The organism is Providencia sp. PROV267 (genome assembly GCF_028477825.1).
Lineage (GTDB): Bacteria > Pseudomonadota > Gammaproteobacteria > Enterobacterales > Enterobacteriaceae > Providencia > Providencia stuartii.
The window spans coordinates 52,043-76,269 of sequence record NZ_JAMPLX010000001.1 but is presented as its reverse complement, the minus strand read 5'-3'; the positions used below and the strand labels follow the sequence as shown (position 1 = coordinate 76,269).

Here is a 24,227-nt window from a genome sequence, read left to right as displayed (position 1 = left end):
TAGCGTTGCCTTGAGATACTAAGAGGTAAAATGCCCTTTCAATTTATAGCGATGCCCCGGAAATAATAATTTCGTGCTAGTCACCACAAATGATTGGGACCATGTACGTCTTGAAATTAATAAGCAAGAAGAGCCTAACGCAATATTCAGCCATTTAGCAGCGCGCTCATCGGCTTCAATGGCCTCAACGATATGCTCACCTTCTGTTAATGGCGCCACCATAGAAAGGTAATCATGAGGAGTGATGGTCAAAAAGTCTTGTTGTAGATAATCAGGAGCCGCTAGCGCATTGACATACCGATCTTCAATTTGCACTGGTACATCATTTTCGTAATGAATAATAATTGAATGGAATACCCTTGTTTCAGGGGCGATATTCAATTCCGCAGCCAACGAAACCGATGCAGCAACCTCTTCTAGCTTGATAATTTTACAGCTATATTGATGATTTCTTGCCAGAATTTCGGACTCGATGCTATGAACTTCAAATAGCGCTGATTGGCCTTTTGGCTCTGCGACGAATGTACCGACCCCTTGAACCCTGACTAACAGCCCTTCTGCTGTCAGCTCCCTTAATGCACGATTTGCCGTCATACGGCTACATTCGAATTGTTTGACCAATTCAGATTCCGAGGGAACACGATCATTCGCCTGCCACTCACCTGTATGGATTTTTTCTGTTATTAACTGTTTTACTTGCAAATAGAGCGGGATCGGGTTGTCTCTATTACCTTTTTTTTCTGCTGTCACAATCGTTTCCATTTTAAAAAGTAAAATGCCAAACCCTTAAAGTAAAAACTTAGGGTTACCGTTATACTATTAAGTTGTGCTATCAAATAGCGGATATTCTGACAGTCGCAAATAAAACTTAACCCTCTGTAAATATCCTACAAGTCTATTTACCAATTAAAGGCTAACAAAAACCCCTTACGGCATATATTACCACACAACAAATTGATAATGTTGGCAACACCAAACAATAGGAATTTTATGATTTAATGAATTTCTAACAAAAATAACTAATAATCAGCTGATTTTATCGACATTATTCTATTTGAAGGAACGGTTTATATTCTCATCCCGTTCCTACTCCACCAGCGTGCAAACTATCTGATACTTTAATTCACTTATGAGTTATGATGACTAATATTGCCTTGATAAACTCGCATATATAATGGCTGGCTACCTTGCTCATAAATCATCTCAACGGGGTCAACCGCATTCCAAACCACAAAGTCAGCCTGATAGCCGACCTTAAGCTGTCCATGGCTTGCCTCGCGACCTAATGCTTTCGCAGCATGACAAGTAACTCCAGCCCATACTTCTTCAGGTGTTAATCTAAATAGTACAGCAGCCATATTCATGATCATACGTAGTGAAGCGAAAGGGCTTGTGCCAGGGTTAAAATCCGTTGATACCGCCATTGGTATTTGATGTTCACGCAACAGTTCTATAGGTGGCAATTTTTTCTCTCTCAAGAAATAAAAGGCGCCCGGAAGTAAAACGGCTACTGTTCCACTCTCTTTTAGTGCACGAATACCATTAAGATCAAGATACTCAATATGATCAACCGACAACCCCCGATAACTAGCAACCAGTTCGCTGCCTCCAAGGTTGGACAACTGCTCAACATGCCCCTTGACTGGGATCCCCAATTTTTGTGCGGCTGCAAATAGTTTTTGGCTCTGTTCTAGCGAAAAGCCCACCGTCTCACAAAAGACGTCAACGGCTTCAAATAACCCTTGCTGCCACAATGTTGGCATAATATCCGTACAAATTAGATCAATATATTCATCAGCTTTATCTTTATACTCAGGCGGTACCGTATGCGCTGATAGCAAAGTTGAACTGACTGTTACTGGGTATGCTTCGGCTAATTTTTTGGCAACCATGAGCTGTTTTTGCTCACTCTTCAAATCCAAGCCATAGCCTGACTTCATCTCAATGGTTGTGACACCTTCACGGATCAGCGCCTCTAATCGCGGTTGTGAAACCTGATAGAGTTCATCTTCATTTAACGCTCGCGTGGCACGTACAGTAGAGTTAATCCCACCACCTTGTTGGCTAATAGTCTCATAAGAGACACCATTCATCCGCTGCTCCCACTCGGCCGCACGATTGCCACCAAAAACCAAATGCGTATGGCAATCAATTAAACCTGGTGTAATTAAGCGCCCTTCTAGATCCACTACTTTACAATTAGCTGTATCTAACTCACCTTTTGGTTCAATCGCCACGATCTTATTCTCTCGCGTGACCATATCGTGATTTTCTAAGAGTCCATATGCCACGTTAGATCCCAGATCCATTGTAGCAATGCGGCCATTTCGCCAGACGACATCATGAGCAAGTGTTTTAAATGACATAACAGATCCTATGGGTTTAATAAGTACATTTACCACTGCAATAGATAACAGGTATATATATGTATATACAATTAGTCAATACAGCTACAATTGTCAATGTAAACTGCCCATAACGTTAAAATTTTGTTAGTTAAATCTTATAATCCACAGCTATAACCTTCGTCATCAAAAATAGGTTACACTAATGTAGATAAGTACTATCTGAAAAAGATAATTAAACAGCTAGCTAAGATAATTAATCGAATGAAAAATAAATTTGAATTAGACAAAGATGACATTCATCTATTTAAAGAAGCTATTCGCGGCACAAAAAAGATAGCACAAGATCAAATCTTGCATACTCCTGTGCGAACAAAAGTCACTCATCCTTCAAGTAAAAAAGTCCAACAAGAACAAATCGATGCTTCATTTTATTTTTCAGATGAATTTCAACCTCAATTGGAAGATGAAGGCCCAACTCGCTATTTGAAACCCGGCTCTAGCCCTTACGAACTGAAAAAATTGCGTCGAGGCGATTATGTTCCTGAACTTTTTCTTGATTTGCATGGCTTAACGCAATTAGAAGCGAAACAGGAAATTGGGGCGCTGATTGCCGCATGTAAACGCGAAAATGTCTTTTGTGCGTGCATTATGCACGGCCATGGTAAGCATATTTTAAAGCAGCAAACGCCACTGTGGTTAGCCCAACACCCAGATATTCTTGCTTTTCATCAAGCACCTAAAGAATGGGGCGGGAATGCGTCACTACTCTTATTAATTGAAACTCAAGAACACATTAGGCGCTAGCAATTTTCAGCGTCTTCATATTACACAATACAACGTTAGCCATTTTTCATCACGACAACAGACCGTTTAAAAGCCCCTAGGGGCTAACTGGTCGCCATTACTGATTGACTGAGAGTAATTGAGCTGGGCTGAGCATCCAATCTAAATGGGCTTTATGGTGCTTCACATCCATTTCAATGCAGGCAATCGAAGAAGTGATAAACATCGGAGGGGCTTCATGAGGGCATAACTCTGAAACTAAATACCCGACAAGAGGTAGATGAGACACCACCAATACGGCATTCGCTCCCATTATTGCTAGGTCACGAATATGATCTGCCACAAATGCCGCATTCCCACCGGGTGTTAACATCTCCATTACCGTAGCTTGTTCAGGTAGGCTAAGATGTTCACGGACAGTTTGTAGTGTTTGCTCTGCTCGAAGATAAGGACTTACTAGGACATGATCAATCTCTGGATGACGTTTATTCAACCATTGAGCCATCAATACCGAATCATCTTTCCCTTTTTGAGTTAACGCTCTTGCCGCATCACTTGCGGCCTGTAGTGCGGCATCACCATGACGCATAATATAAACTTGCATAATCCACCATCTGAGTAGCCTAGCAAATAACACTGGCTAATCTTTTTGTTAAAATAATTTATTGTCAGAGTCACCATCAGTGGGGCGAAAAGTGATTCTGCATCAAACTACCGACAAATAAAATGATTTAAGTAATTTTTTGCGTTTAATTTTGTCTGAAAAGCATGCAGCAGTGGCCTAATTACCTTATTGCTCCCGCTCCCATCGGCCCCTCTGACCTACCAATTAACTACATTAGAGGCCATCTAACTTTTTCTATTTTCAATCAATAAAAAACCCGATGATTGCTATATTAAAGCAAATACATCAGGCTTTTTGGTTACATCATCGTACCTTAAAATACACAGTTGTACGCTAAGTGGTATTTCAGGTTGTTAATTAAAGAAGCCACCGTTATGGCTGCTTGAAAGTGGCTTCACAATACTCAACTTTTGTTTGCTGGAAAAAAGGTTTCATTTGTTTGTGCCATCTGACACAAGCGTTCACAAGGGCGGAATTTATCACCGTAACGCTCAGCTAACTGATTCATCGTATCTACTGTTTTTTGAATACCTAAGTTATCCATATATCGGAATGGCCCACCAAAGAATGGCGGGAAGCCAATACCAAATACCGCGCCAATATCCCCATCTCGTGCATTTTGGATAATATTCTCATCTAAACAGCGAACAGCCTCATTGAGCATCAACATCACACAGCGTTCAGCAATATCAATTTTGCTCAAATGATTTTGTGGCTGAATACCGATTAATGAATAGATACTGCTATCTACCTGACGCTTTTTAGATTTTTTCCAGAACATCAATTTAGATGCGGGTTGATGCCCATACAAATAAAAGCCTTTCCCATTTTTCTTGCCTTTACGGTCGTCTTTATTCACTTTATCCAGAAGCTCAGGAGCCTTAAACCTATCACCAAAGCGATTGACTAAAATAGGTAAAATTTTAGTTCCGACATCAATACCGACTTCATCTAATAAGTTAAATGGCCCAACAGGGAAGCCAAAATCAACAAGCGCACTATCAATATGTTCAATTGATTCGCCACTCATTAAACATTCAGCCGCTTCACACAAATAAGGCGCTAAAATACGATTCACATAAAAGCCTGCATCATCCCCCACAACAATGGCCGTTTTACCTTGGCGTTTCGCAAAAGCCACCACCGTCGCAATGGTTTCTGCATCTGTTTGCTGATGAGGGATCACTTCAACCAGTGGCATTTTGTCAACAGGGCTAAAATAATGTAGGCCAATCACTTTTTCAGGATGAGCTGCATTTTCAGCGATTTGATGAATAGGTAATGAAGAGGTGTTCGAGGCAAAAATCGCCTTCCCGTGGGTGACCTCTTGTACCTCTGCAACCATCTTTCGTTTTAGTGAGAGATCTTCAAAGACAGCTTCAACCACAATATCAGCGTGCTCAAACCCTTGATAATTTAGCGTGCCCGATATTTTTGCCATCACTGCATTACGCTCGCGAGCAAGCATACGCCTTTTATTAACTCTTTGCGTTAATAGATCCCAGCTATAACGCAGTGAATGGGTAATGCCTTTCTCATTAATATCTTTAATACGGACAGGAAGATCACCTTTCATTGCGGTGACAAATGCAATCCCCCCTCCCATTAAACCGCCACCTAACACACCAATCTGCTTAAATGCGAGTGGTTTTGCACTAGAGCCCGTTTCATTTTTTAATGCCGTTGTCGCAAAGAATAAACTTCTTAGTGCGGCTGACTCTGGTGTCATCACTAACTCGCCAAACGCTTTGGCTTCTGCCTCATATCCGGCTTTAGCCCCTTTTTCTACCCCTGTTTTGACAACCTGAATAATTTTCTCTGGAGCAGGATAATGGCCTTTCGTTTTGCGCATTACGGTTTGTTTGGCGCTGGAAAAGACTTTATTACGTAATAAATTACTGCTTAATAAACGATGTTGCCAATGAATAGGCGCGCGTTGGATTTTACCTTTTTTCGCCATTGCAATAGCGACATCTAACAGAATGGTTTCAGGCACGACATCATCCACTAACCCCATTTTTAGTGCCTGTTTCGCGCGTAACTGTTTACCCGTTAACATCATATCCAGTGCATTTGGTATGCCAATTAATTTTGGTAAACGTTGGGTTCCACCTGAGCCGGGAAGTAAGCCTAATTGGACTTCAGGTAGGCCTAAACGCGTTTTATCGTCATTCGAGCACACTCTGACATGGCATGCTAATGCAAGTTCTAACCCACCACCGAGACAGGCTCCATGGATTGCCGCAACAATAGGTAAAGGATAGTTTTCTAGCTTTTCGAAAAGCAGGTGCCCTTCTCGAGATAACTCACTGGCTTGCTCTTTACTTTGGCAGTTAGCAATCATGCTAATATCCGCGCCCGCGATAAAACTGTCTTTTTTCCCAGAGGTGATCACCAATCCTTTTAAACCAGGTGTCGACTGTGCTTGCTGTAAAATAGAGAGGAACTGTTGTGCAAACTCAGCCTTCAATGTGTTGACCTTTTCATTTGGTACGTCAATGAAAATGACCCCCACTGTTTGGGCATGAACTTCAAGGCGAAAAGCTTCATGCACGAGGCCTGCTTGAACCCCTGTTTCTGAATGGTGCGTCATTATTCCACCTCCAAAATCATTGCAGCGCCCAACCCACCAGCAGCACATGCTGTTGTTAAACCAAACCCACCACCTCGGCGACGTAATTCATGCAGTGTTTGTGTCACCATACGCGCTCCTGTTGCAGCGAATGGATGACCATAAGCAATAGACCCACCAAGCACATTGAACTTATCCATATCTACTTCACCAATTTCTTTTGATAACCCCAATTTTTCTTGAGCAAATTGGCGACTAGAAAAGAGTTTAAGATTCGCTAGCGTCTGAGCGGCAAAAGCTTCATGCATATCGATTAATGTCAAATCTTGTAGCGTCAACCCCGCACGTTTAAGCGCTATTGGTGTCGCATAAGAAGGGCCTAACAGCATATCTTGCCAAACATCAATAGCAGAGAAAGCAAAGCTACGTATATAACCTAACGGGGTATAACCTAATGCTTTAGCACGAGATTCCGTCATCATTAGCACGGCGGCCGCCCCGTCGGTCAGTGGTGTACTATTGGCTGCCGTCACCGTACCGTGTTTACGATCAAATGCAGGTTTTAACTTTGCATAAGAAGATAAAACTGAATTTGTACGGATATTATTATCTTGAGTGAAGGCTTGTTTGAATGGCGGCATGTAAGCACTCATCACCTCTTGCTCCAAAACACCACTTTCCCAAGCTTTGGTCGCGAGCAGATGTGAGCGATGCGCAAGCTCATCTTGCTGCTCACGAGTGATGTGATACGTTTTCGCCATTTGCTCCGCCGTATCCCCCATCCGTAAACCTGTCGAATATTCTGCAACGGCGGGTGCGACAGGTAACAGATCTTTTAGACGTAATTTCGACATCAATGAAAGCTTTTGCCCGAATGACTTCGCTTTACTTAATGACAAAAGCGTTGCTGCAAGTTTCTTGGAAACCCCGATAGGTAATACAGAAGATGAATCTGCACCTCCAGCAATACCAACTGAGATATGACCAGCCATCATACTCTCAGCAATATTTGCCATAGCCTGGAAACTCGTCGCACAAGCGCGAGAAACACTATAGGCATCCGTCGAGACACTCATACCTGTACCGAGCACTATCTCCCGCGCAATATTCGGGGCTTCTGGCATTTGTACCACTTGCCCAAACACCAGCTGTTCAATAAGTTGTTTTTCAATACCGCTTCGACTTAGCAGTTCTGCAACAACAGCTTTTCCCAGATCAACCGCAGCAATACCTTGATATGCTGTGGCTTGCTTGGCAAAAGGTAAACGGAGGCCGCTAATAATTGCTATCCTCTCTTTTGCTGCATAAGTGCTTTCGCCATGATGGGAAAGTTGATTCATGGTAGCTCCTGCTAAAAAGTGATAAACCGTTTTTTATGACCTCTAAACCTTTCATGCTGGTTTCTGTAGCCACAAGTGAAACCCGCACTTTAAAATAATAGGTGTAACTTATTTATATTTAACCGATTCTCGTAACCTGTTAAAAAAGTGCTTGTGGCTAACTGACCCTCGCTAAAGAGGTCTGACCTGTTTAATATTGTTAACATAAACGTTACATTCAGAAAATAGCGACATTAAGAAAATGCGAGCTTGCACACAACTTAATGAATATTAATGAAAGCAGAAAAGAGTTGAGCAGAAAATAAAGGGAATTAAATAGAAAAACACCTTCACTATAGCGCAATTAGACTATAGTGAAGGAGATAAAGAGTTAATCAGTTGTTTGATTAGCGTAAGCCTAATTGAAAAATCAGACTTTCTGCTTCACAACTAAAAGTAAAGTTTGCAGACAACTCAACACCACCTTCAACATTGGTGATGGAATGGTCGATAGCACAAGGTTCTGACTCAACAGATTTGGCCTTTTCAGTTAGCTGTTTCAACATAGATTCCGCTTCTTCATGGCTCGCGAAAACATGCTGATACGATGCAGTGCAATCTTTATTATCTAAAACTGTACCCACATCTACACAGCAGCAAGCAGCAGTTTCTTCCGCGCTACAACGGTTAATCGCATCAGTCATTTTACTCTCCAAATCAACAAACTGTTAAGTTGCTATCATAACGCTGAAAAAGAGAGAAAAACCAGTGTATATCAAGCCTATTCCCTGACTATCTGAGATAAGTTTGATCTAACCCCATAAATACTCATCAATGACAGAATTACGCCCAACGGATGTTGCCATTTTGTTAAATACATCGCAATTTTGAAAACAATTTGTATATAAACGAAAAACATGCTTGCAACATATGAGGTGGTCAGACCTATACTCTAGTAACTGGTCTGATTTGTCATAGAGGCAAGCGACCCTACAATTCTGCGCTTCTTGCGATAGAAGTCGCCTAATATACATAATAAACAAGAGGGTTTTGGTCATGAGCCAGAAAAACCTATTTACTCGATCAGCTTTAGCAATAGCAGTGGCAATAGTTTCATCTAATGCGGGCGCCGCTGGTTTTTTGCTTAATGAATATTCCACATCTGCGCTCGGACGTGCATTTTCGGGAGCCGGCGCACTCGGTGACAACGCAAGTGAAGGTAGTCGTAACCCTGCTGCAATGATGTTATTTGATCGCCCAGCCATTTCAGTCGGTGCAGTTTATATTGACCCAAGTGTTGATATTAAAGGGCGTGGAGCATCTCCTTTAGGCAGTAACTTAACCGCAAATGATATTGCACCAAGCGCTCTCGTGCCTAACGCGCATTTCATTTTCCCTATCAATGATAAGTGGGCGGTAGGTACATCAATGACCACCAACTTTGGCCTCGCAACTGACTTTAGTAAAAACTATGCAGCAGGCCCTATTGGCGGTAAAACTGACCTGAAAACAGCCAACTTAAATTTAAGTGGTGCATATCGTTTAAATGATAACTTTAGTTTTGGTTTAGGTGTCAATGCGGTTTATGCCGATGCTGAAATCACTCGCCATGCAGGTGATTTAGGTAAATTAACACCAAAACTTGGATTACCACCTATTCCTGCTAGTACCACAATGGCAAAACTGACAGGCGATGATTGGGGCTACGGCTGGAACGCAGGTATCCTCTACGAACTCAATCCAGATAACCGTTTTAGTTTAACCTATCGTTCTAAAGTTACCGTCAAGTTTAAAGATGGTAAGTACTCAAATGACCTTCCAAGTAATAACCCTTACCTTAATGGCGCTGGTATTGTCGGCACTGATGGTGAAAAAATCAAAGGTAAGCTTGACCTAAACCTTCCTGATATTTGGGAGTTCTCAGGTTACCATAAAGTTGCTCCAAAATGGGCATTGCACTACAGCGTAGCTTATACTGGCTGGAGTGAATTCAAAGATTTAACAGCATATCGTAGTAGTGATGGAAAGCAATTATTCCACAAGGCTGAAAACTTTAAAGATGCTTGGCGTTTCGCAGTAGGTACAACCTATTACTATGATGATAACTGGACATTCCGTACAGGTATCGCCTATGACGAAAGCCCTGTACCGACAAAATACCGTTCAATTTCCATCCCAGACCAAGATCGCTATTGGTTAAGTGCGGGTACAACCTATGCATTTAATGAAAATGCTTCTGTAGACTTGGGTATTTCTTATATGTACGGTAAAAAAGTCAACATATCTGAGAAGCTAGTAGAAACTAACGCACTGCCACTTCCTGCTTATGAGTTTAAATCTGAAGGGTCAGCCTGGTTGTATGGTGTGAACTTCAACTACACATTCTAATTGTGTCGATGCAAATAAATAACAGGGGATGATCCCTCTGCCAAACCGTTAGCTAACCCCATGCTTTTCTACATGGGGTTTCTTGTTTAAGGAACATAATCGTTAAAATGATTCTCCCATTATCTTCTGAACGTCATTAATGAAAACGATAACTCATTTTAATTGGCACCAATCTCTCTTTTTAGTCCTAAAAGGATAAAAAAGAGTGTTAACCTAGTTACTGTCTCCATCTTATATGTCGTAGCTGCAATAAACCGAAAACACGGACAAGCAGAAATAAAAACTCTCACACCAAAAATTTACCTTTTTACAAAATAATTAACTAATTTACATTCGATTTTCTTGATAATAAGTAACCATTAATTATTAAAACAGAAAAATACACTACTTTAAATCCTCCTAAAAGTGAGTTTGAGGCCGTTCAGACCTGAAGTGCTCTTGACTTTTATCCCTGTAAATCTATAAATTAAATTGTGGCTTGAATGTTATCTTAGTATTAACTAATGATTTATCGGGCTTATCACTGTAAAACTATTTCAATTTCTTCTTTCTCGATCACTTCGTTGTAAATAGTTTTGCAATTCATTTTCATAACATCACACACCCTGCATGTTCTTGTCACTACGTCTAGTACAATGTAGTCATTGTCTGGTTCGGCGTAGCGCCGCTAGCATATAGGAAAAATAAATTAACGTTTAAGCAATAATCGTAAGCTAACCGTTAATTCTAAAGAGGTTAATATGACGATATAGAGAGGAGGTATTTATGGGAACACTGTTTACGGTTGGCTTTATTGGTGTTTTAGGTGTTATTGCTCTGATTGATGCAATCACTTCTCGAGGAAAACGAGGCAATGAATAATACTCTTATCACTCTCTGATGCCATACATAGCAAAAGAGAGTGATAGCTTCCTGTCATTAATCGATAGAATCTAAATCATCTTCGATAGCTGAGGCATTTGGATTTACCGTCGCTTTTAACTCCCCACCACTTGATAAGAAATCATTTCGCTGGAAATATGCTTCGCGCATCAACAAATAAGGATCAGACGAATTTTTCAGCAATCCATCCGAATCGAGTAGCTGGGAACGCGTTTCGATGCCTTCTAAGGCCCATTTACCTGCCGACATCCAGAATGTCAGATAGCTCAACATTGGGTAAAGATCATCAACTAAATTACCGCCCTCTTCACGTGGTGTAAAACTACCGTAACCAGGTAACACCACATAAGGACCATAACCTACATCATAGTAACCCAATGTGTTACCAAAACGTTTAGGATCTTCTTTTGCTAACTGCGGGTTAGCCATTGAAGCTACATCAATGAGTCCTCCAACACCAAAGACGGTGTTAAGGAAGAAACGGTTAAAGTGTTTAAACCCTTGGCTGACTTCACCTCGTAAAAAGCTGTTCAGCATGCTGGCTGGCTCTTCAAGGTTGACAAAGAAGTTCGTTAAACCATTTCGTGCAGGCATAGGTACATAATCGCGCCAAGCAACGGCAACCGGCCTTAAGATATAGGGATCTAACACATTGTAGTTAAAATTGAACATCGCTCGGTTAAAACCTTCAAGCGGATCTGAGCGCTCCTGAGTTTCAGGATTAATTGAGCTTGAACACCCAACAAGCAAAACCCCCGCAAGAAGAACGCCACTCATGCGAAACTTCATAATACTCTCCATTCCCTGTACCACCAGCCATGGCACTTCAATTCAAATTATAAACCAATGCGTTTATATTAAAACCAAATAAATATAATTGTTAACCAATTTGAGTGCTCAATATGACCAAGCAACCATAACGCTAAGTATACATTATTAAGTATATTGTTTTTATAAGAAAAGTGATCAAATGCACGATTGGCTAACTGTATCCGTTACAATGGAGTAATAAACAGTACAGTGTTCACGAGGCTTAGAATGGGCTTTTTAAGATAAGCGATAAACATCGGCGCTCACTGAGTTTACTTAGCATTACTCATCAAAAATGCGAATCTCGATTTACGGCTTATCCCTGCATAGGATGAGCAATTCACGCCATAATTACCCTCAATAATAACATTACGTGTTTTTATAGTTTCATTAACATATCGCGCAAAAGATCACCTAAAACTATAGTTTATTACTCTTTTATAAAAGAAATTCCACGTAACAACTTGATTCAATTAGAAGTCAGAAGTAGAATGCCGGACGTTGTAACATAATTTATGTCCCCTTAGTTAAATGGATATAACGAGCCCCTCCTAAGGGCTAGTTGTAGGTTCGATTCCTGCAGGGGACGCCACTGTAAGCCAATAAACCCGCTATCCTCCCACTAAAAACCTGCTTTACCTGTCCGTTGAGTTAAATAATACTAAACTGAATAAATATTTCTCAGGGGAATATGGGGTCTCACACACTTTTATTACCCCAATGAAACTAAACGTAATTCCAAGATAACGCCTATAAACAAACCGATGATGATGGTTGATGTTTTAATGTATCGTCCACTGGCGCAAAGTTTTAATAGACTCGATAAAAAGAAAAACTTCATACTATCAAGTTATATCCTGACATTAGTTTTGCGTGTCTTGCTGCACGACAAAACTGAAACTGCTCTGGCAAATTCTGTTCGTTACCCTATAGCAGCAATGATTTTCTCTTGTACACCATTAATCAACATTGAGTATCAATGCCCTAATGTGGCTAAGTCTGTTCAGCTCTTCATGCTATCAATTATCTAGCATTACTGCGGCATTGGCTGTGTTTTGTCGGCTTTACATCACCGCATAGCGTATTAGCACATTAGGCACTAACAATAGTAATCAACTTGCCTGCTAATGCCCTCTAAACCATTTTTTATACGTCAAGCCTGTATTTTACTTTCGGCCTCTTTTCCGGTTTCATCTCGTCATGAATAAGTTAACACTGTTCCTTGTTGCTTGCGCGCGTGTAAAAGGTTTTCATCTCAAAGTCACTTATTAGCCACCATAGCTAATAGACAACATTAATCAAGCCCCCCATCAAAAAGCGATTGATTCCTCAAAGGCATGTTATTCAAGGCCCCACATTGCTTTAACTAAATCCCAGCACTGTGACATCCATTACCCGTTTAAGTTAGATTCCAAACATATTCCGAGTTAAAATAACAATTAATTTCATTTAGCGCTCAATAAATGAATGAAAATATTCTTTAATTCCATTTAATATATCAAAATGAGAAATCAAATATGGATTTGAAGGTAAGTTATATGGAAAATAATATAATTCATACACTCGTTGAATTAACAAATAGAGGTAATGACGATGTTAAAATAGCCGCAATCACCGCTCTCGGAGATTACAAGGCAACGATTGAACAGCAAACTGCTATTTCTAGGCTTATTGAGTTGTGCAAGGACCCCAATAAGGATGTGGCAATTTCAGCCATAAAAGCCTTAAGTAAGCTTGCAGAATTCTTTTAACTTATTGTAAACACTCCGTTCTAATGTAATTTAGCAAATACATCGCCTGCTGTTCGTTCTCAGCTATCATCACTAATCTTGTTCAACTGCTACATTAGGTCGTGCGGTATCTCCATGATTCTGTTTTGTCAATAACGAAGCCGACATGACCATCTCCGATATGTGAAAAAACACAATACAACCGCATTTAAGTTAAAATAAGTTTACGCCATCGCTAAGATATGAGCGAGGAGAATGAATGCCATAACGCGCTATCATTACATTGGCGAAGCCTACTCATTAAGGAGCTGGTTTAGCTATCCCGACTAATCCACGACGTTTGGGTCGATAGAAAATAAATCTAATTACAGGATAAATAGCATCCTCCATGAATGCATTCACCTGCCTAACGCAATGCTTTGCAACGTCTAAATTTATTACTGTTTTTTCTGATAACGCATCTAAAACATTTTATGAGCTTTTGTATTATGTATAGCATTTAATAACAGCCTCACGAAAGGGATTACTGCTTAGTAAAAATTATTATTAATACGCATTTCAACAAACTCAAATTACCTTTTATCACCTATTCCGCTTATCATGGCGTCCCCTGTAGGAATCGAACCTACAACTAGCCCTTAAGAAGGATTCGTTATGTCCATTTAACTAAAGGGATATAAATTACCTTACAACGTTCGGATATTTCTTACTTCTAACTCATTCTCCATTTTGTGTGGAGAGTGAAAGTAACCATCATTAATATCTGAAATTACATATCTTCTAATCTAAATAACGTATCCGTATTTTTTACTATTCATTAGCTAAGTAACATCAATACAAATCCTCTATCCCGATGGAATATATTTTTTGTCTCTGGTAGTTGTTGCACTCCCTATTAACTGTGCGACCTATCATTTTTATTTCCTTAGATAAAGAGATTTTTACTGTTATCAATGTTGAACCAACAGAGTCGATAAATCAAAAATGCTATTGTCACTCGCTATAAATGAACCACTATAGTATCGGCAGTCCCAATAATCTAAAAAAAGAAAGCTTTCCATTTCATGATAAAAATCATCAAATCCAGACATGTCCCATATAAAGTGATGAATCATACAGTACATTCACTCAAAATAGGATAATTCTTGAATTAACTCTTTTACTCTATTAAAGCTAATAAACAACCATAAGTTGTCCCTTTATGAAGATAAAAATTCTCATATGATGATTTATTTATATTGAGTTTTACTTAATAATAATTTAGATTAAGTCACAAAATTTGTGATTGGTAAAGCTGGGAATTTACATTTTTAACGAATAAACCGTTGTATCATATTTAGCTTGCTGTATTTTATACTTGAAAATTCACTAACCACTGTCATTTTCATCTAAATACACATCACTATGCGTTATATCTCATTAGTTTCAGCCTAATTGTCTACGTATAGCGTTTTAAAATGTAAGTTACTTTTTATATCCCCAGCACACTGTAAATAAAACATAAATAGAGTAACCTTATGGAAAACGCAACAAAAAACCTTTTGGATATCGATATTGAAAAGGAAGATATACGTAGTCAAGTTCATCATGTTAAATTTCATGGTGACAATACTGAGTATTTCTTTATATGGATAGTGAATGTTTTATTGACGATACTCACTCTAGGTATATATTCAGCTTGGGCCACCGTCAGAACCCGACGCTACTTCTTAGGTAATACTGAGGTTAATGGCTCACGTCTTGAGTATCATGCTTCACCTGTAAGGATTCTAGTATCTAGGCTTATTATATTTTTCTTTTTTGCATTATATTTAGCCGTTAACTATCTTTTCCAACCAATAGCATATGTTATTCTGTCCCTGTTTTTCTTGATGCTACCTTACTTTATTATTCGCTCATGTCGTTTCCATGCCATTATGACAAGCTATAGAAATGTAAGATTTAATTTTCTCGGCAGTTATAAAAAAGGGTATTGGTACTTTTTTATCCTTCCATTATTACTTTTATTAGGTGCAATTGCTTTTTCATTCTTGGTAGGACAAGTCATAGGTTTAATCGCTATCTTTAGTTCAGCGAATACCAATGAACATATAAATCTGAGTAGATACTTTATCGGCACATACGCGACTTTGTTATTAATAGCGATTTCTTTATATGCCATTTTTGCAATAAGAACCAAACAATTGTATGAGTATTTCGCAAATAACTTTTACTTTGGCAAATCTGCATTTAAGCTAAAAATGAATTATCGGGCAGTGGCTAAAATTTATAGTATCGCTTTTTTAATACTGGTTCCTTTCATCATCTTAAGCGGGTTTAGCATCATCTCTATGATAAAAACCGTTATCATACACGAAAGCAACTTCAGTGAGTTAGAACCACCTGTTTTTTTGTTTTTATTCATATATTTATACTTATACGTAGGGTTTTTCTTCTCTTATAGTTACATTCATATCATGATGAGACGTGAGTTTTTCAATAAATTAGAATTCAGTAACGAGCTAAAATTTAGCTCATCCATCACCTATTTTTCTTACCTAATTTTACTGTTCTCTAATAGTCTTATTATTATATTTACGCTAGGGTTAGCTACACCTATTGCTCAAATTCGCCATGCACGATATTTCGCCATGAACACTAAAATTACAGGCGATATGTCTCTAGAGAATGAACTCGCTCATGATGAGACTCACTCCAATTCTTTTCATGATGAAACGCTTGATTCCTTCGACTTTGGATTATCGTTGTGAACATAGTGGGTGAATATACTTATAATAAAAAGGCACTGAAACACAGTGCCTTTATTGAGTTAGATAATGATAAGCATCAAATTACTCTTCACGTTAACGATGAAGTTAAAACATATCTATACCAAGATATTCATTTATCAAAACCACTAGGAACACTACCAGACTCTATCTATTTTTCTGATGGTGGATGTTTTACCTGTGATAAAGAGCAACATTTACGTAACAAACTCGTTCTAAAAAAAGGCAAACTCCATTTTGGTGTTATTCACTTTTTAGAACGTTATAAAATGGCTAGCCTGTATTTACTAGCCTGTATTATTCCTATGGTATATCTCTTTTTCCAATTCTTTCTACCATCAATGGCATCGATTATTGCTAAAGAGGCTCCTGTTCGAATTCAAATGCACCTTGGCCAAGAAACACTCGTACTCTTAGATGAAAGTGTACTTGAACCAAGTAAATTGCCATTAAAAAAGCAGCAAGAACTTAAGGCGCTATTTGAAAGAATTACACCTCAAGAATTTAATAATTATGATTTAAAACCACGGCTTATTTTTAGAGACTACCCGAAACAAGCCAACGCATTAACATTAACTGACGGTACAATCATCATTACTGATGAGTTAGTTAACTTAATTGAAGATGAAAATGAACTTGTTTCCGTTTTATTACATGAAATGGGCCATCATTATCATCATCATATAATGAATTCTTTAGTGAGTTCATCATCGTTAAAATTTGTCAGCATGTGGATACTGCGCAAATCATCAGGGATTGAAGACATATTGTTAAATTCAGGTAATCAATTAATGACATTGAGCTACTCTCGGGATATGGAATTAGAAGCTGACCAATTTGCTATTGAGTATATGTTAAAACAAGAACGCCCTTTAGAGATGATGGAATCAATATTTATCAAGCTGGCTAACATATCACCTGAAATGAAGAGTAAGCTATTAAGTACCCATCCTCTATGGAAAGAGCGCTTAAATGCGATAGATGCATCTAAACCCTATAGTCAGGATAAAAAACACTAATCACCTCGCTAACATCCCTTTTTATCAATCACTGAATAGAGAATCCCCAATAATATGGAGATTCTCTATTTGCCTTATTGGTAAAAAAATCAACATATAACTGATTATTAATGGAATATTTATACGTTCGATATAGATAGCGTTTATGAAAACAATATGCCGCGTTTTATCACTCTGTTACCACACGAGCATCGCTCTGTTTTATGTGAAATTGAGTTTTCTTCACTATCAAAAAATCAAATTTACGTTATAGTCATGATCTTTAAGTGTTATTTAACCTTTGGGTTATGATGTCAATACCCATCATATATCGTCGCTAGCACAAGATATTATTAGGCAAAATTAGATGAAATACGCATCCGTGCCATTTAATCAAAACGAAAATGGTTGGTTAAATGAAACTTCACGCACTCCCCGATATCCGACCTTAAATCAAAATACCGACGCAGATTGGGTAGTTATAGGTTCCGGCTACGCGGGTTTATCTTTTGCAAGAAGACTTGCACACAACAATCCGAACCTTAAAATTATTCTCCTTGATTGCGCAACGGCAGCCGAAAGTTCATCTGCTCGAAATTCAGGATTTATTATTGGGTTACCTCATAATATTGGCAGTTCAACGGCCGAACTAAAGAAAGCCCAATTTTATCGCACGTTGCTTGAAGAAGGCATTCATCAGCTCGCGACATTAACTGAACAGTTTGCGATTGAGTGTGACTGGGAAAGTGCCGGCAAATATCATTGCCAAGTTGATAAAAAGAATGAACGTGTTTTACAAGAGTATGTCGATAATCTCAATACAATGAGTGAACCTTATCAATTACTCGATAAGGAGATGCTCTATCACAAATTAGGTACGCATTTTTATCATAAAGGGATATACACACCAAATTCAATTCTCGTTAATCCAGCAAAATTGGTGGTAGGCTTAGCACGCTCATTACCTGAGAATGTGAAAGTGTATAATTACACTCCCGTTATGGCAATACAGCCTGGCGCCACCATACAGGTACTGACTCCTTATGGCAATATTCGTACAGCAAACATTATGTTAGCAACGAATGCACTCTCTAGAGAATTAACACCAATTAATCATAACCAAGCAGCAATGGCGACATTTGCCAGTATCACAGCCCCACTTTCTCTCGAACAACAACAACGCTTACCTGCGATGAAGAGCTGGGGCTTAACACCTGTGAATGCTATTGCTGGCGCAACGTTACGCTATACCAAAGATCAGCGTATATTGATCCGCCAGCATGTTACCCCTGCGATATGTGGGCGGATCAGTGCAGAACAAACTTATCGAGTGACACAACAGCATCAACAGCTATTCAATAAAATCTACCCGCAATTAGCTGACGTTCCGATAACAAATACTTGGTCCGGTACAATCAGCGTTACCAGAAATGGTGCTCCTATTTGGGGCAGACTCATGAAAGGCGTGTATAGCGCGGGCGGTTGTAATGGCGCAGGGATCTCAAAACAAACCATAGCAGGAACATTATTGGCAGATTATGCTTTAGGAGTTGATAACCCTTTAATTGATGCCATGCAGCAACTTGGGCAAGCGAACTATTTGCCACCATCACCGATATTGGATATTGCAATCCACGCCTCATTACTGAAAGAAAGATATATTGGGAGAACGGAAGTATAATGGCAATCGAGTGAACTCTCCCATTCTAGTTTGATCTACATTCCGCACTAACCAATGGAACCCTTTTATCGCGTCATTTATTGGACCATTGGTTTCCCATCAGTAAGAAATTTTACTGCAATTTGCTGCCTATTCATGCTAACACCATAGCCTACGTTATGTGATTGAACCTTTGCCCAATAAACCTGCTGTGAATGCTATTCAACGGTTATGATCGCCATCCATCGAATATTTTTTATTTAACCCAGACTGATTAGGATTATCATTAAATGACTTTTCACAACTTATTATTATTTAAAGGTTATTCTAACTTGCTTCATTGATCCTTCACCGCTAAATTACCCGTAATTTTACTAATATGAGTGAATGGTTTATGAGCCTCACAATCATTATCTTTTTACTTGTTTATATTGCGATGGGGTTTGGTAAGCTCCCCGGTTTTAAAGTGGATAGAACCGGTGCTGCTGTTATTGGTGCCTTAGCCATGATGGCTGTTGGTAGTATTACCCCTCCTCAAGCATGGAATGCGATCGATTATCGTACTATTGGCATGTTATTTGGGTTGATGGTGGTTTCCGCCTCTTTTGTCGTATCTGGATTTTATAGCTGGACGGCAAACCGCGTTGCCATGCTCAAAGTCAGTGCCCCTGTGTTACTCGCTGTACTCATTGCTGTAGGTGGTTTACTTTCTGCTTTATTGACCAATGATGTTGTTGTGGTGGCAATGACCCCATTATTAGTTTCTATTACATTGTCACGGGGATTAAACCCTGTCCCTTTTTTGTTAGGGTTTTGCTTTGCTGCAAATAATGGCGCTTCTGGCTCCTTGATCGGTAGCCCACAAAATATGATCGCAGCCCAAGGGCTAGATATTTCATTTGTTGGGTTACTCCAGGCTTCGGCTGTACCAGCCTTACTCTCATTACCACTGACTTGGGCTGTTTTAGTTTTTCTTTATCGGAACCGTTGGTATCTGGCGAAAACATCCGTGGATGGAGCCGCGGCCCCCCCTACTCCATCTACTGATCCTGCAACAAAACTTGATGTATGGGAAACCAGTAAAGCGGGCATTATTACGTTAATTGTTATTATCGCTTTCGTCATCAGTGATATTCCAAGAGAGCTTATTGCATTAACTGCGGCTGGGTTTTTATTGCTAAATCGCTCAATTGCATCAAGTGATATGCTGAAATTAGTTGATGGTAATCTGTTATTACTGATTATGGGATTATTTGTCGTCAATGCTGCATTTGCATCAACGGGATTGCCTCAGCAAATGTTAAATGATTTACGGAATAACGGTGTTGAGCTAAATAACCCTATCGTACTTTTCTTGATCACTGGTGTGTTAAGTACCATTGTTGGTAATAACCCCGCAGTAATGTTACTGGTGCCTTTCTTATCATCCAGCGGTAATACCGACTCATTAGGTGCCGCCTTAGTACTTGGCTCGGGTTTTTCAAGTAATTTATTCGTCTTTGGTAGCCTTGCCGGTATCATTGTGGTCGAACAAGCTGCCGCTTATGGCGTGAAAATTTCGTTTTCGGAATTTGCCAAATCAGGTGGGATCGTCGCTTTATTATGTATGCTACTAGCAGCAGCATGGATAGTCTTGGTGCTTTAAGCAGAATGCCACTCGCGTAATAGCGAGTGGCATATAAATAATTATTTCGGATAGCTGGTTTTATTTAAAATAGTGGCATGCGCCCCAACGGGAAATAGGCTAACCGCACTAAAGGCCTGATCCTGATACCCCATGATCCCACCATCCGTCCTCATCATATCTAAATCAATCAGGATAATGCCGAGTGTTGGAATAATTTTCTCACGCCAAATAAATAAATATAACTGCTCTGACACCTTAATATAGTGGCAGCGGTCAACATCAGCTAACCCCTTTTCGACCCCATCTAAACAATGCCACGCATAAAACTGTTCGTTAAGATAAACATGTTCATAGCGCTCTTTTGGATTATAGGTATACATATTGCGCATACCAATTAATTCAGATGTGTAGGCTGGTAAGGAGCGTTGAGCCTCTCCTAAAGTGCCAAAATAAATCTCCACTTCGACATCTGTCAAAGGGCGATTTTGCTCTACTTTACTAAAGGCAGAAATGCGAATATCTGCTTCGTCAGGGAGTTTACCTTGCACTAATACACAGTTACCGTCTTTTTCATTGATAATTAAGGTAACACTGGCTTGCCAATCATCTGGGGAGATAAAATTGACGAAATAAACCCCTGAACGAATTGAGGTAACACGGCAATCAATTGTCACACCTTGCCATTCAATTTGTTGATCTGCTGGAAAAGAAATATCTTCTTGCCGGTCTTTTTCAGCGAATCTCAATTGAAATGTTTTACCTGTTAATTGGTTATTGGTTTCTAAAATATAGCTATCTGGAGCAAAACCATCTGACAATGCGCCAACTTGGATAAAAGCCACTTCTTCAATCATAATAGCTCCTTAAGTAAAAGCGAGTGTAGGTAAATCAACGACGCTTGCACCACCATCAATAACCAGTGCAGCACCTGTAATCATTGATGCGTCAGTAGAGCATAAGAATCGGCATGCCAATGCGACCTCTTTTGCCGTTGCAGGGCGCTGTAACGGTACATCACGGCATACATATCGATAAGCGTCATCTAATGTAAATTGATGCTGCTCCATTAAAGGCTGCATCTCTTCATCTGCCATTGGTGTTCTAACCCAGCCGGGACAAACCGCATTCGCTCTGACACCTTGATGACCATAATCACGTGCAACGGAGCGCATCAATCCTATTAAGGCGTGTTTGGCTGTCACATACCCACACGCTTCCGGACCTGCGGCCAACGATGCCAGTGAGCCGACAAATAAGACATTACCGTGACTTTGCGTTAATAGGGGTATACAACCACGAACACTCGCAAAAGCACTATCAAGATTAGCTTTCATCGCTTGATGCCACTGTTGGTCATTCATATCTTCAACACGCCCCAACCCCATTCCGCCTGCATTGCACACCAGCACATCAATAGTGCTCGTATGTTGCTTAATTTGTGGCAAAATAATTTCGTTCCATGAAGTTTCAGTTGAGACATCAGCAACGATAGCAATGGCACCTGTTTCAAGTGCAACTGCATTTAGCGGCTCTGCACGCCGTCCAACAATAAAAACTTGATCCCCTTGCTGTGTGAATAGTTGCGCACACGCCGCACCAATCCCTGTGCCACCTCCTGTAATGATGACGGATCTTGAGTTCATTCAACCCCCCTATCGCTGGAATTGTTAAAACAACGTTAATTTATTTATTAATATAGAAATAAATAACCTTCGTTGACCATCGATCTAAGGAACGATATTCAGCAAAATACGGAGGTCGCGAATAAATTTATCGCTAAAAGGTATCAACCTGCCTCACAACAGGTTGATAAAGATAAGGGAAGCATTAAGGTAAGATAGCAAAAGAACGCACGGGAAAACCGCTCGCATTATTAGGTTTGGCAACAATATTAAAAATAACCGCCCCTCTCGTCGGTAATTTGTCCAGATTGGTCATCAATTCAATTTGATAGGTGTCCTGCTCTAGAACATAGTATTCACCTAATAATGCATTATGGCGACGAAAATCCTTAGCCGCATCGGTGTCAAAGGTTTCATGGCCTATTGCTTTGATCCTCCTTTCCTCAAATAAGAATTTCAATGCATCAATTCCCCAACCCGGTATCTGATTATTTCCCTCTGCATCTTTGTTATCCATCGCCTCCTGAGATGGCCAGCGATGACTCCAGTCAGTCCGTAGTGCAACAAAAGTATCAGGCTCTATTTTTCCGTACTCTTGTTCAAAATTGAGTACATCTTGACGTGAAAATGCAAACATAGGGTCTTGCTTCGCTCTTTTTGATTGGTCAATCACAATTAGGGGTAAAACTAACTCTTTTAGTTCTAATTCATGCAGATAGCGTTTCCCTTCAACGAAATGGCAGGGGGCGTCAATGTGTGTGCCATATTGGCCTGGAAAAGTAAATTGTTGCGCAAAAAAACCATCTGGATAATCAAATAATGTCTTTATGCTTGCCGATTCAAACATAAAAAAATGCGGTGAATCTTTATCAAAAGGATGCGTTAAATCAACCCATGTTTTTGACTTTAATAATTTAAGTGCTGTGATTAAGTCATTTTCCATAATATTCCCCTGATGATGCGTTAATTCAATTTTTAATTTTTAGCTTGTTCAATAACTAATTAACGAAAAAAGCACAATTTGTCTAGATCAGTAAAGAGAGGAATTTTCATATTAAAAATAGAAGAGAAAATCGTATCACTCAAATAAAAAACCACCTAATATAAATATTAGGTGGTCAAATGTAACATAATAAAAAATAATAAATAGACTAGGGTTTTGGATAATTAGCCCATGCTTGAGGTTCAATAAAACCATCATAAATAGACTGAGAACGAATGTAATCAGCGTATTCTTTAGATTCAAAAGCCTCTTTTAAATCTTTTGCCCATTGGGAATTCACATTGTCTTGCATAACAGTCACAATCACCCGATGCTCTAATGGTGAATTTTCTACAACCAGCCCATCGGCAATACGCTGACCAGCGCTGGCAACATAGTTGCCGTTAACAACAACAAAATCAACATCATCTAATAAACGTAATCCCTGAGCTGCATCGGTTTCACGTATATCTAAACGATATTTAGCAGGTTCGATATCATTAACACTAAAGGTTAATGTGCTGATATTCGGTTTGATTTTTATCCAACCTAACTCTTCTAAAATACGTGCGCCGCGCTCTGCATTTACGGGATCATTGGATAAAGCAACGATCATACCGTCTTTCACTTCGTCTAATGATTTATGTTTATTCGAACGTAAGCTTTGTGGTGCACTCGGAGAATCGGTTAATGCCACCATATTAATATTATTTTTCTTATTATAAGCTTCCATATATGCACGACTCTGGTTTACCGAGGCATCGATAGAACCTTCTTCAAAGGCGGGATTTATTTGTCTATTTTGCGAAAATTGGCGTAAATTGACTTTATAACCCTTCTTTTCCAAGATGGGTACAATCCCTTTCTCAACTTGGTCGATATAATTACCAACCCCAAAACCTATAGTGATCTCTTTTTTATTCGGATTATCCTTTTCACTATTATCATTACATGCAGCTAATGCAATAACAGCGGTAGCAATAAGCGATAAGTATTTTATTTTTTGTTTCAACATGATGTTACGACCCTGTGTAAATAATGTGGCCAGTATAATCATATTTTTTACATCTTATTTAGATCATCTCGTTATAACTTAATACAAAAAGAATATAT

The 24,227-nt window shown here is 39.4% G+C and carries 19 protein-coding genes and 1 tRNA gene; 9 read left to right on the top strand and 11 right to left on the bottom strand.

The window, feature by feature from the left end; translation table 11 throughout:
• Positions 1–18: 18 nt before the first annotated feature.
• Together hutC and hutI are read right to left on the bottom strand one after the other, a co-directional pair.
• Positions 19–762, bottom strand: coding sequence for a histidine utilization repressor (hutC, locus tag PR709_RS00330; protein WP_004921235.1), 744 nt, complete (start codon positions 760–762; stop codon positions 19–21).
• Positions 763–1,127: 365 nt separating this feature from the next.
• Positions 1,128–2,366, bottom strand: coding sequence for an imidazolonepropionase (gene hutI, locus PR709_RS00325; RefSeq protein WP_014656290.1), 1,239 nt, complete (start codon positions 2,364–2,366; stop codon positions 1,128–1,130).
• 243 nt (positions 2,367–2,609) lie between these two features.
• Between hutI and smrB the strand changes: the two genes are divergently transcribed.
• Positions 2,610–3,152, top strand: coding sequence for an endonuclease SmrB (gene smrB, locus PR709_RS00320; RefSeq protein WP_004921238.1), 543 nt, complete (start codon positions 2,610–2,612; stop codon positions 3,150–3,152).
• Positions 3,153–3,249: 97 nt separating this feature from the next.
• Here the strand turns inward: smrB and sixA are convergent, their stop codons facing one another.
• From sixA to PR709_RS00300, 4 genes are all read right to left on the bottom strand, one after another.
• Positions 3,250–3,735, bottom strand: a complete 486-nt coding sequence (gene sixA, locus PR709_RS00315) for a phosphohistidine phosphatase SixA (RefSeq protein WP_004921240.1) — start codon at positions 3,733–3,735, stop codon at positions 3,250–3,252.
• A 424-nt stretch (positions 3,736–4,159) separates the two neighbouring features.
• Complete coding sequence (gene fadJ / locus PR709_RS00310; RefSeq protein WP_154598967.1) at positions 4,160–6,349, bottom strand: fatty acid oxidation complex subunit alpha FadJ; 2,190 nt, start codon at positions 6,347–6,349, stop codon at positions 4,160–4,162.
• Positions 6,349–7,668: an acetyl-CoA C-acyltransferase FadI gene (fadI, locus tag PR709_RS00305; protein ID WP_004921245.1), complete on the bottom strand. Its 1,320-nt coding sequence runs from the start codon at positions 7,666–7,668 to the stop codon at positions 6,349–6,351. The genes fadJ and fadI overlap by 1 nt, the downstream gene beginning before the upstream one ends.
• A 386-nt stretch (positions 7,669–8,054) precedes the next feature.
• Positions 8,055–8,351 (bottom strand): YfcZ/YiiS family protein, encoded by a 297-nt coding sequence (locus PR709_RS00300; protein WP_004921249.1) that lies wholly within the window; start codon positions 8,349–8,351, stop codon positions 8,055–8,057.
• A 352-nt stretch (positions 8,352–8,703) separates the two neighbouring features.
• Between PR709_RS00300 and fadL the strand changes: the two genes are divergently transcribed.
• Positions 8,704–10,035, top strand: a complete 1,332-nt coding sequence (gene fadL / locus PR709_RS00295) for a long-chain fatty acid transporter FadL (protein ID WP_102780937.1) — start codon at positions 8,704–8,706, stop codon at positions 10,033–10,035.
• A gap of 918 nt (positions 10,036–10,953) precedes the next feature.
• Here the strand turns inward: fadL and mlaA are convergent.
• Entirely contained in the window at positions 10,954–11,706 is a 753-nt protein-coding gene (mlaA, locus tag PR709_RS00290) for a phospholipid-binding lipoprotein MlaA (protein ID WP_036940944.1), read from the bottom strand.
• A 538-nt stretch (positions 11,707–12,244) separates the two neighbouring features.
• Here mlaA and PR709_RS00285 point away from each other — a divergent pair.
• The 7 genes from PR709_RS00285 (at position 12,245) to PR709_RS00255 (ending at position 20,528) form a co-directional block, all read left to right on the top strand.
• A tRNA-Arg gene (locus PR709_RS00285) sits at positions 12,245–12,319 on the top strand.
• A 172-nt stretch (positions 12,320–12,491) separates the two neighbouring features.
• A complete protein-coding gene (locus PR709_RS00280) occupies positions 12,492–12,758 on the top strand; it encodes a hypothetical protein (protein ID WP_272570681.1) in 267 nt (88 codons plus the stop codon).
• A gap of 507 nt (positions 12,759–13,265) precedes the next feature.
• Positions 13,266–13,478, top strand: coding sequence for a HEAT repeat domain-containing protein (locus PR709_RS00275; RefSeq protein ID WP_104873590.1), 213 nt, complete (start codon positions 13,266–13,268; stop codon positions 13,476–13,478).
• Positions 13,479–14,974: 1,496 nt separating this feature from the next.
• Positions 14,975–16,207 (top strand): YjgN family protein, encoded by a 1,233-nt coding sequence (locus PR709_RS00270; protein ID WP_004921259.1) that lies wholly within the window; start codon positions 14,975–14,977, stop codon positions 16,205–16,207.
• On the top strand, positions 16,204–17,244 hold the full coding sequence (locus tag PR709_RS00265; RefSeq protein WP_040133303.1) for a M48 family metallopeptidase: 1,041 nt from the start codon (positions 16,204–16,206) through the stop codon (positions 17,242–17,244). The genes PR709_RS00270 and PR709_RS00265 overlap by 4 nt, the downstream gene beginning before the upstream one ends.
• Before the next feature lie 346 nt (positions 17,245–17,590).
• Positions 17,591–18,904 carry an NAD(P)/FAD-dependent oxidoreductase gene (locus PR709_RS00260; RefSeq protein ID WP_272570680.1) on the top strand — a complete coding sequence of 438 codons (1,314 nt, stop codon included), beginning with the start codon at positions 17,591–17,593 and terminating at the stop codon, positions 18,902–18,904.
• Between the two features lie 373 nt (positions 18,905–19,277).
• A complete protein-coding gene (locus PR709_RS00255; RefSeq protein WP_036940952.1) occupies positions 19,278–20,528 on the top strand; it encodes an SLC13 family permease in 1,251 nt (416 codons plus the stop codon).
• Between the two features lie 41 nt (positions 20,529–20,569).
• Here the strand turns inward: PR709_RS00255 and PR709_RS00250 are convergent, their stop codons facing one another.
• The 4 genes from PR709_RS00250 to PR709_RS00235 form a co-directional block, all read right to left on the bottom strand.
• Positions 20,570–21,364, bottom strand: a complete 795-nt coding sequence (locus PR709_RS00250; protein ID WP_053110511.1) for a MoaF C-terminal domain-containing protein — start codon at positions 21,362–21,364, stop codon at positions 20,570–20,572.
• Positions 21,365–21,373: 9 nt separating this feature from the next.
• Positions 21,374–22,153 carry an SDR family NAD(P)-dependent oxidoreductase gene (locus PR709_RS00245; RefSeq protein WP_004921272.1) on the bottom strand — a complete coding sequence of 260 codons (780 nt, stop codon included), beginning with the start codon at positions 22,151–22,153 and terminating at the stop codon, positions 21,374–21,376.
• Between the two features lie 184 nt (positions 22,154–22,337).
• Positions 22,338–23,075: a cyclase family protein gene (locus PR709_RS00240; RefSeq protein ID WP_272570679.1), complete on the bottom strand. Its 738-nt coding sequence runs from the start codon at positions 23,073–23,075 to the stop codon at positions 22,338–22,340.
• A 208-nt stretch (positions 23,076–23,283) separates the two neighbouring features.
• Positions 23,284–24,129 carry a MetQ/NlpA family ABC transporter substrate-binding protein gene (locus tag PR709_RS00235; RefSeq protein WP_227698385.1) on the bottom strand — a complete coding sequence of 282 codons (846 nt, stop codon included), beginning with the start codon at positions 24,127–24,129 and terminating at the stop codon, positions 23,284–23,286.
• Between the last annotated feature and the right edge of the window lie 98 nt (positions 24,130–24,227).